We start from the raw sequence: 10,349 nt of genomic DNA on the forward strand, positions 1-10,349 counted from the left end.
CCATAAGTCCGGTAATAATAAACGTTATTCCCAATCCTCTTAACGGGGCCGGCACATTACTGTACCGGATTTTTTCACGAATGGCGGCAATGCCAACAATAGCCAGGAACCAGCCCACACCGGAACCCAATCCGAAAGAGGTGGCCTCAGCCAGTGATTGATATTCTCTTTCCTGCATAAACAGTGAGCCACCGAGAATTGCACAGTTTACTGCAATAAGAGGAAGAAAGATCCCCAATGAATTATACAAAGCCGGGGAAAACTTTTCTATGACCATCTCAACCAATTGCACCATGGAAGCAATCACGGCAATAAACATGATGAATGTTAAAAAACTGAGATTAACATCGGAGAAGTCATTTCCGAGCCACGACAAGGCGCCCGGCCCCAGTAAATACTCATTGATCAGGTAGTTCACCGGAACCGTAATTCCCAGGACAAAGATTACCGCAATACCTAACCCAACCGATGTTTTAACGGTTTTTGACACTGCCAGGTATGAGCACATACCCAGGAAGTATGCAAAAATCATGTTATCGATAAAGATGGACTTAACGAATATGCTTATCAGATTCTCCATAATGAATCATATAAGGATTTAACAATTATTTATCTTCAATCAGTTCTTTCATTCTGGAGCGCTGCACCCAAATGATCACGCCAACCACGATAAGAGCCATTGGGGGAAGGATCATCATACCGTTGTTTTCATAACCTATTTTATACAGGCCGATTTTTTCGAGTACCGGGTATCCCCAGAGTGTTCCGGAACCGAGCAGTTCCCGGAAAAATCCGACGACAATAAGTATCCAGCCATATCCCCAGGCATTTCCAATTCCATCGAGGAATGAAGGCCAGGGTTTGTTTGCCATGGCAAAAGCTTCAAAACGCCCCATGATGATACAGTTGGTGATGATCAGTCCCACGAACACCGAAAGCTGTTTGCTGACATCATAAGCAAAAGCTTTAAGGAACTGGTCGACCAGGATAACCAGTGTTGCGATCACAACCAGTTGGACTATGATCCTGATCCTGGGTGCGATGGTAGTTCTCAAGGCAGAGATAACCACGTTACCTACTCCCAGAACGAACATCACCGAAAGGGCCATTACAACTGACGGTTCCAGTTTGGCAGTTACCGCAAGGGCGGAACAAATACCCAAAACCTGCACGGTGATGGGGTTTTCCTTACCCAGGGGAGTTGTAAGAAGTCTCCGGTTTTTTGCCGAGAACAGAGGTTCTCTTTCCTTATTTTCCGAACTCATATATTAAACAGGTTTTTTGTTAACAACTTGATCCTTGATAAATGGAACATAATTTTCCAGGCAATTTCTGAGCATATCTGTCACCCCGTTGCTGGTAATTGTTCCACCGGAAATGGCATCAACGCCATGGATTTTCAGGTTTTGCGGCAAGTCACTTACACCACCTTTCACAACATTGATGGAAGTGAACTCTCCATTTTGGTTAAAAATGGTCTTACCGATAAACTGTTGACCAAAATCTCTGGTGTTGATCTCAGCGCCCAATCCGGGAGTTTCCTTATCATGACCGAACTCCGCACCGATTATCCGGTTAAAGTCGGGACCGAAGGCAATATTGCCATAAATAGGTCCCCAGAGACCTTTACCCAGGAGAGGGACAATATAAATCAGTTCATTGTTGATATGAGCGACATAAAGAGGGGTATAAAAATCCTCTCCCATCGACTTGCGATACAGTTCTTTCTTTATGTCCAGGTCGAAAGCCCGCATATCACCTGATTTGAAAGCATTATTTTCAAATGCGCTGACTACATGTCCCTGTTTATCGATTACCAGTTCTTCGGTTATGTACTTTGCATAGAGTTCCTCTGCATCTATGCTGGTAGCGGTAATATCCGCGGCAGCAAGGATGCCCTGCATCTTGGCTGTGGCCATATTTTTATCCTGTATAGGTTTCAGGAACATTGCAGCAGAAGACAGGATAGCGGCCACAATGATCACCATGATGGAGGAATAAATAAAAATGTATCGGTTACTGTACATGACTTATCTGAGGTTAATATTCTTGAATAGCTTAGGATTCGACAGTTACTTTCAGCCATCTTTTTCGTCTTTTTCTGATATTGGCCTGGATCACATAATGATCGATGAGGGGGGCAAAGACGTTCATCAGGAGAATAGCCAGCATAACACCTTCGGGATACGCGGGATTAAATACCCTGACGATAATGGCAAAGAATCCGATGAGGAATCCATAGATATACTGTCCTTTAATAGTTTGAGTGGCAGATACCGGGTCGGTGGCCATAAAAACGGCACCGAAGGCAAAGCCACCCATAATCAGGTGTTCCCATGCAGGGATCATCATATATTCATTAAGGGCGATGAGGTTAAAGACGTAACCCATGAAGAGGCCGCCAAGGGTCATGGATAGCATGATACGCCAGCTTCCCACGCCGGCAAAAATCAGGATAATTGCTCCGATGAGTATAGCAGGAACCGAAGTTTCTCCGATGGAGCCTGGTATAAACCCGAGGAACATTTGCATAGCATCGGGGAGTTTGTCAATTTCCCCGACCAGTGCATGGCCGAGGGGTGTGGCTCCGCTGTATGCATCAGCTTTATCTGCAATCCAAACCAGGTCACCTGAGATTGCTTTGGGATAAGCAAAAAACAGGAAGGCACGGGCTGTCAGGGCAGGATTCAGGATGTTCATTCCTGTACCTCCAAAAACCTCTTTCCCGAAGATTACTGCAAAAGCCGTTGAAACAGCTACCATCCATAGCGGGATATCCGGTGGCATTACCAAAGGGATCAGCATCCCGGAAACCAAGAAACCTTCATTTACCTCATGTCCGCGAATCTGAGCAAATATGAATTCTATGGCCAGACCGGTCACATAGGAAACAATAATAATAGGTAACACTTTCAGGAAGCCATAACCAAAAACCTGCCAGAAACCCGGTACTTCTCCATGGGACAGAAAATGTTGGTAACCTACATTCCACATCCCGAAAAGCAGGGCAGGCATGAGAGCCAACACAACAATGGCCATGGTTCTTTTCATGTCGATAGCATCCCGGATATGGCTTCCTGAAAAGGTAACCTTATCGGGCACAAACATGAAAGTCTCAAAAGCATCGAAAGTAGACCGGAGTTTTTCAAAACGCCCGCCTTTTTCAAACTGAGGTTTAATTTTATTCAGATAATTCCTAAGTCCTTTCATTGTAGGCTGTATAAATTTCTTACATCATTTCTTTTCTCATCAGATCCAGTCCTGTACGAACAATAGACTGGATTTCTGTTTTGGAGGTATCAATAAATTCGCACAGGGCAAAATCCTCTTCTTCCACTTCATATATCCCGAGGTTTTCCATAAGGTCAATATCTTCAACCAGGATGGCTTTGATAAGCTGCAAGGGATAAATATTCAGCGGGAACACCTTTTCGAACATTCCTGTCATTACATAGGCTCTTTCACCACCATTGAGATTAGTATCCAGGCGATATTTTTTACGGGGCTGCATCCAGGAAAAGAAGGAGTGGTAAAAGCTGAATTTGTTGATTCCCGGCATGGCCCAGCCGAAGAATTCGTGATGGTCGCCTTCAGGAATTACTGTAATTTGCGAATCATAAAACCCCAGGAAACCCTCTTTTTCGATTTTTGTTCCGGTAAGGACATTACCGCTGATATACCGGACATGGTTTTTTGTCACGTTATCCGATATCATATCACGGATTCCGGCACCAAGATTCGTTTTGATATAATGAGGCTTCAGCACCTCGGAGCCTGTAAGGGCAATCGTTTTTGAGGCATCAAATTTCCCTGTTCTGAAGAGGCGACCTATGATGAGAACTTCCTGAGGTCTCAGGTACCATATGGCTTCACCCCTGTTCAATGGTATAATTTTATTGATCTGCGTGCCAACGTTTCCTGCAGGATGGGGTCCACGGAAACGGTGGAAATTTACCCCGGTTGCTTGCGTGAATACAGGAGAAACCCCCTTAGCATCCTGAATATTCAGATGAACTTTTCCTGGAGCCAATTTATTCAATGCATCCAATCCCGTTTGAAAATCCTGCTGCTGGCCCTCAATAATGAAATCATAATCAGGAGCCAGTGGGTGGGTATCGAATGCCGATACCATGATGGCTTTGGGTTCAGAGCCCGGATAAGCAATCACCCCATAAGGTCTCTGTCTTAACACAGGCCAAACGCCGCTGAGGAGCATCTTTTCAGTTACCTTTTCAGCGGGCATGTTTTTGGGATCGGAAACACCAAAATCCTCGGAAGCAAATTTCCCATCCGATTCAATGACGATTTCAAGGAGGATACGCTTTGGACCTCTCCGGATCTCTTTAACCTTACCGCTAACCGGTGAAGAAAAGCGGATGTTTTCCCGGTACTTATCATAAAACAGGGAGGTACCGGCTTTTACCTCATCGCCCTCCTGAATCAGAAGCTTTGGGAATACACCGATAAAATCGATCGGCTTGATGGCATATAGTTTTGACCGGATCTCCTTAACAGTCAGATCAGCCTCGCCAAGAAGCCGGATATCCAATCCCTTTGTGATTTTGATTGTTTCTGGCATATCAACAAAATGTCTATATAATTGGAAAATGCAATTTTACGAAAATTAATCCAGTGCAATTTAAAAAAAAACAGGCTTTTGCCAAGCCAAAACATGATCTTTATCAGTTTTTACAAAGTGTTATTTTTGTAATCACAAAATCTTCGACAGAAATCATCAACTTATGCAGAAATTTGTTATTGCTTTAACAACGATGTTCCTGTTTTGTTCTGCCTATGCTCAGCATGACACAGAACAGGATTATTATCAACCTGAGTATATAAGGTTCAGTGATCATGTTTATGTCCCATCCATCAGAACAGTGCTATTATACAGGAGTGGCTGGGAGATGTCGCCGCCGGTAATCTCTCTGCAATCGGGAGAAAAGTTACGGCTGGAGTTTGATGACCTTGAGGCCGATGTCAAATCGTACAAAGTTTCTGTTGTTCATTGCGATGCGAACTGGCAGCCCTCAGACCTGGAACCTTCCGAATATCTTGAGGGTTTCTATGATGATGATATCAACGACTATGAATTTTCGTATAATACAACCAAAGCATTTACGCATTATTATATAGATCTGCCATCCGATTATCTGCGTTTTACAAAATCCGGCAATTATCTTTTGCGGGTTTTCCTGGGTGAAGACACCGATGATAATGTAGTAATAACCAGGCGTTTCATGGTAAGCGACCCTAAGGTAAGTCTTCGTGGAAGTGTAACAAGGCCGGTAAATGTAAGTGAGAGGGAAGAAAAGCAATCTGTTGATTTCGTGATTCGTACGGGGAACTACTATATATCCGATCCTTTCACAAAATTAAAAGTGATCATACGGCAAAACGGCAGGTGGGATAATATGCTTACAGGATTAAAGCCCAAAATGGCAGGTAGCACCGAGCTTGATTATCGGCTTATACCCGGAAATGTTTTCAATGGAATCAACGAATTCAGGAATTTCGACATCAAGAGTTTGAAATACAATTCTGAGCGTATCCGAAAGATAGAATATGATGTGGACGGATATCATGTTTACTTATGGCCGGATGAGCGGAGGACCTTCAAGAGATACACATTTGAGAAAGACATAAACGGCCGGAAATTCATTGAATCAGAGGGCAGCACCAACCAGTCGACCGAGAGCGATTATGTATGGGTTCATTTCACCCTTCCCTATGATTTCCCGTTGGTGAACGGCAATTTGTACATCCTGGGGGACCTCACAGACTGGCAGTTTTCTGAGGAGGGGATGATGAAATACGATTTTGAGAAACATGTTTACGAAGGCAAGCTATACTTAAAACAAGGTTACTACAACTATCTTTTTGTTTTCCTGGAAGACGGAAGAACGGATGGTGACGCAGCGTTGATTGAAGGTACGCACTCTGAGACCGAAAACGATTATACGGTTTATGTTTACTACCGTGCGGAGGGTTCCAAATATGATGAATTGATCGGAATAGAATTCTTTAATTCTCTGATCAAAAAATAAACGTTATTCATACCGCAGCGACTCGATGGGATCAAGTCTGGCAGCTTTGGAAGCAGGAATAATACCTGAAAGAAGTGCAACGATAAGACATAAGAAGACCCCGAGAAAGATCCAAAGCCAGGGGATGAGAAAGAAACTTCCAAAGATCATCGACAAGACATTCCCAATGGTAATCCCGAGGATGATACCGACCAATCCGCCTAACTGGGCGATTACGATGGCTTCCATAAGAAACTGATTCCTGATGACATTTCGGTTGGCTCCAATAGCCTTGCGTATCCCTATTTCCTGGGTTCTTTCGGTGACAGAAACCAGCATAATATTCATCAAGCCGATGGCTGCTCCAACCAGGGTGATCAGTCCGATGAAAGTTGCCCCCAGGCGTATATATTTAAGGAAATCGAAAAGCATTTCAGCGATGTTATCGCTTTTCACAATACTGAAGCTATCCTCCTCCCCTACCGGAACATCCCTGATAATGCGAAGCAGGCCGGTGGCTTCCCCTATGGCCGGGTCCATATCCACAGCTTTCTCCGTCATCACATTGATCGTATAATTCATGTTGGGTCTTGGGAAATATTGCCGAACATTATTGATAGGAATTATGCATTGCCTGTCACCACTGAAGCCAACACTCGATCCCTTTTCTTTCATCACCCCGATAATGCGGTATTTCCCGGGCCCAATAGAAATAACTTTGCCAACAGGATCTTCATTCTTGCTAAATAGTTTTGCCGATATCTGGCTTCCAATGATTACCACGTGATTACCCTGTTGAATCTCTACCTGGGAAAAATTTCTTCCTTTATCAAGTTCGTATCCTGCTGTCTGCATGTAATTTTCATCCGAGCCAATCACGCCAACATTGGGGTCAGTTTTTTTCGATTCGTACTTAAGCGTTGCAATGCCTGTTCCCCAGATATAAGCTGAAACAATTCCCGGAAAATCAAACCTTTGCTTGAATTCCTGAGATTCATCGAAAGTGATGGCTCTGAAGTATTTCGGTTTGGAGGTTTCATTACCAATATGAACCTGAAGGGTTCTGTTCCTAATGGTAAAGGTATTGGAACCCATCATGGCAAACTGTTCATTCAGATTGAATTTTATCACTTCAATGGCGGTGAGAATACCCACCAGTGCCATGATCCCAAATGCAATGATGAGGACGGTGAGAATAGTCCTGACTTTATGACTCTTTATGGAATCGATCGATATATTGAGGTTCTCAAGAAATACGGTTTTCATTTGAAAAATATTATAAACAAAAATAACAAATCATTCATTATAAAAACGGGATTTGAGGTTTTTCATCCAGGAAGCCAGTGGCGGCAGTCTGTCGGCGGTTACACGCAGGTAATGACATTCATTGGAACCAAATCCGCGGTAAAACCTGGCCAGATCGGGATCATTGGAGCCATCAAAATCCAGTACCAGATGAGATTGTGCATGTTCCCTTATGAAATGGTCGATAAGAAGGAACATGGCCCGGCTTTCCCGACCTTCCTGATTCATCCCGGAAAAAAGGAAGATGGCTTTTTTATTAGCGGTTACAAAAACGGCCCCGGCGCAAAGTTCATTAACATGGTTATAAACGCCATAAACTTCGGCGATGCCTTTGTGAAGGCAGGTATGGATAAGCCGGCTAAGTCTTTTATAATCATCATCCTTTAATGTGGTGACATCTTTACCCCGGTTCTGACGAAACAATTGTATAACATCTCCGGGTTGAATATTTTTAACAATGTTTAAGCCTGACTCGGCTGCCTTTTTCAGGTTGCGCCGGGTATTTGTGTGATAGTTACGGGAGATTCCATCATAAGGCTGGATAAGATCAAGTTCGTGGTTCACTTGAGGAGAAACCTGAAAGCCATCCGAATCGATCTTATTCAGCGTATTCAAATTGAGTTCTATCCATTTGTACCTTGAGGGGATGGCATTCAGGAATTCGTGTACTTTTTCAGGATTCAGAATACTGACGGAAAAAAGCCCAAGCTGCTGGGTAAAAAAAGGTTGAAAAATATAGTCAATCCCTAATCTTCGGCTTCCCGGGAGGGGAAAGACCCTTTCATAATCGTTTTCCACGAGGCCTTCCCAGCGGGGTGCGACAATATCCAGGTACCAGGAATAACCATATATCATACCGTTAAAGGCATGCAGGATACAATGATCCCATTTGTCCCTGTCTATTTCATTTTGATGAAGATACCTTATCATGGGATACCATTTTTAAGATATCCAGGAATGACTGATGCTTTAAGTGATCATCGGCCATGGCATAATTATGCCATATCCCGGACAAATTGCCACCATACTTCATTACACTTTCCTGTAATGATTTAACAAATATAAGGTATTCCTGTGGTTTTATTTTTAAATAATCCTGCATGGCAGTATCCATAAAAGCAAAGGAGTGGATCAGGAGGTTTTTTGTTTGATCCATGTTGAGGTCATAAAAAGGATAGGGAACACATATTCCTGCTCTGAAGCCATTTACAGAAGCGAAACCCATGGAGTGGTCGTGGGTAATACCGCAGGAAATCAATTGTTTAAGAGAATCAGGAAATTTCATCCGCAAAAAATGTCTGCGGCTGTGCAGGATTTCTTTTCCTGTAATATCTCGAAGGCGATTTATTTCTTCCTCAAGCCTTACGGGTTCATCAAAAGACCGGTAGGAAGGATGTATACCTACTTCCGTATTTTCCGATAACCAACGGATCAGAGAACGGAAGCGTTTGTTCCGGTATGAAATATTTTTATCATAGGGTCCATAATCTCCGATCAGGATGAAATAGATGGCTTCCAAACCGAATTCCCTGAAACTGTCAACCTGAAAACGGAAATTATCGTAGGGATCATCCTGTTTCCCTGCGATAACAGCCATTCTTTGCTTAAGCTGATCATAACGTCCGGTAAGCACCAGTTTAGCAAATCCACCGGTTGCTCTCACCAGGTCTTTTCCCAGATGGGCATAAGCGATATCGACATCAACCGTCGGTGTAAAAGAGTATGCAGGCATATTGGTTTCAAGGAATGGGAATCTTTTTCTGAGCAGTTCTCCCAACCTGGCAGCAATGACATGGACAACAGGAAAGTGCAGAAAATCATGGCGGTACGCCAGGCTGTTTTCAACCGCAAAACGTCCGTGTTTATCCTGAAGATGAGGCCGGTATTCTTCATATCTTGTAACCAGGAAGAAAGCCATTGAAAAAGGATCAAAGGGTAAATCTCCGCCATCGGGTACACGAAAAAATACCGGGACTCCATCCCAAATGAACACATCCGGTTGCAGGTCGTGCACTCCTTTTTCCGACAGCAATCCTGAAGGGAAAAGGTTAATATGACCGGATGAGGGAGTGGCAGAATAATTGATAGTGGCATCCATTTCAAGGTCATTGTCATTGCCGGCAGGCACAATCTTCCATTGCAGTCCGAGCAATCTGCCCAATACAATATCCAGAGTATATCTGAACCTTGGGCTATCTGTTTCCGTTCTTACCAGTACCAAATTTGATGCGATCATTTACTGTCCGGTATTTTCTCAATTTATAAAGAATTTCCTTACCAATTTCTTTCAGGAAAATAGAAAAATCAAAACGGGCAATATTACGGGCACGATTTTCACGAATATCCTTCTTAATAATCTCGTGTGCATCACGAAGATTCAACAGAATATAACGTATGCCGTTTAGTTTATAATCTTTACATATCATGGGCTCCAGAAGTGTTTCCAATCCTGACATGTCCATGGTCCAGCCTGTTTTCTTTTTATAAAACAGGAAGCTTTCCTTTTGGATACCTTCCAGGGAAATATTTATCCTGGAATACTTACGATAATGTACTTTTTCAGATTCCTCAACAAAATGAGTATATGTGAGTGCATCAGCAAGGCTTGTTCCGATAAAAAGCATGCGGGCATCGAGTTCCTTCATAAGTGCAAATGGTGAATCCATGCCAAAGGAGCTACGGTTGCGGAGTGCAGTAAAATTCTCAGCGTATTTTCCTTTTACCAGGAAAGAATGGAACGGGTTAAAGGTGCGTAAAAAGTCATTTCTCCGGAAGGCAGCCAGCGCCAGAGCTCCAGTTCCTGGGGGAGTTTCTCTGCTTGAATATGTATCTCCATTGCGAAGATTAAAGTTATATGCCGGGATAAGAAGTGTTCCTTCCGGTCCCAGTGTATCCAGGAAGGCATCGATAAGACATCCTGCATCGAAGCGTATTTTGAGTTTTCTTGCATTAAAGGCCATCCTGGTAAGATCCGATGCTACTACCAGCACATCCCCTGTCTTAATCCCAGTTGAGGAA

10 protein-coding genes are annotated in these 10,349 nt (G+C 43.4%); 1 reads left to right on the forward strand and 9 read right to left on the reverse strand.

Annotated elements, in window-relative coordinates; genetic code table 11:
* From nqrE to KKA81_06195, 5 genes are all read right to left on the reverse strand, one after another.
* A partial coding sequence (gene nqrE, locus KKA81_06175; protein ID MBU2650501.1) for an NADH:ubiquinone reductase (Na(+)-transporting) subunit E occupies positions 1-580 on the reverse strand: 580 nt, incomplete at its 3' end.
* A gap of 25 nt (positions 581-605) precedes the next feature.
* On the reverse strand, positions 606-1,265 hold the full coding sequence (locus KKA81_06180; protein ID MBU2650502.1) for an NADH:ubiquinone reductase (Na(+)-transporting) subunit D: 660 nt from the start codon (positions 1,263-1,265) through the stop codon (positions 606-608).
* 3 nt (positions 1,266-1,268) lie between these two features.
* Entirely contained in the window at positions 1,269-2,027 is a 759-nt protein-coding gene (gene nqrC / locus KKA81_06185; protein ID MBU2650503.1) for an NADH:ubiquinone reductase (Na(+)-transporting) subunit C, read from the reverse strand.
* A 31-nt stretch (positions 2,028-2,058) separates the two neighbouring features.
* Positions 2,059-3,210 (reverse strand): NADH:ubiquinone reductase (Na(+)-transporting) subunit B, encoded by a 1,152-nt coding sequence (locus tag KKA81_06190; GenBank protein MBU2650504.1) that lies wholly within the window; start codon positions 3,208-3,210, stop codon positions 2,059-2,061.
* A gap of 19 nt (positions 3,211-3,229) precedes the next feature.
* The gene (locus tag KKA81_06195; protein ID MBU2650505.1) at positions 3,230-4,579 is read right to left on the reverse strand and encodes a Na(+)-translocating NADH-quinone reductase subunit A; all 1,350 of its coding nucleotides are present in this window, start codon (positions 4,577-4,579) and stop codon (positions 3,230-3,232) included.
* A gap of 163 nt (positions 4,580-4,742) precedes the next feature.
* Between KKA81_06195 and KKA81_06200 the strand changes: the two genes are divergently transcribed.
* Entirely contained in the window at positions 4,743-6,047 is a 1,305-nt protein-coding gene (locus KKA81_06200) for a DUF5103 domain-containing protein (GenBank protein MBU2650506.1), read from the forward strand.
* Positions 6,048-6,050: 3 nt separating this feature from the next.
* Here the strand turns inward: KKA81_06200 and KKA81_06205 are convergent, their stop codons facing one another.
* From KKA81_06205 to KKA81_06220, 4 genes are all read right to left on the reverse strand, one after another.
* Entirely contained in the window at positions 6,051-7,292 is a 1,242-nt protein-coding gene (locus KKA81_06205) for an ABC transporter permease (GenBank protein MBU2650507.1), read from the reverse strand.
* A gap of 30 nt (positions 7,293-7,322) precedes the next feature.
* Positions 7,323-8,261, reverse strand: coding sequence for a GNAT family N-acetyltransferase (locus KKA81_06210; GenBank protein ID MBU2650508.1), 939 nt, complete (start codon positions 8,259-8,261; stop codon positions 7,323-7,325).
* Positions 8,236-9,567: a polysaccharide deacetylase family protein gene (locus KKA81_06215; GenBank protein ID MBU2650509.1), complete on the reverse strand. Its 1,332-nt coding sequence runs from the start codon at positions 9,565-9,567 to the stop codon at positions 8,236-8,238. Before KKA81_06215 ends, KKA81_06210 begins: the two co-directional genes overlap by 26 nt.
* Positions 9,524-10,349, reverse strand: an 826-nt coding sequence (locus KKA81_06220) for an AAC(3) family N-acetyltransferase (GenBank protein ID MBU2650510.1), incomplete at its 5' end; no start/stop codon positions are given. The genes KKA81_06215 and KKA81_06220, both read right to left, overlap by 44 nt.

The sequence above is a fragment of the Bacteroidota bacterium genome, assembly GCA_018831055.1.
Taxonomy (GTDB): domain Bacteria; phylum Bacteroidota; class Bacteroidia; order Bacteroidales; family B18-G4; genus M55B132.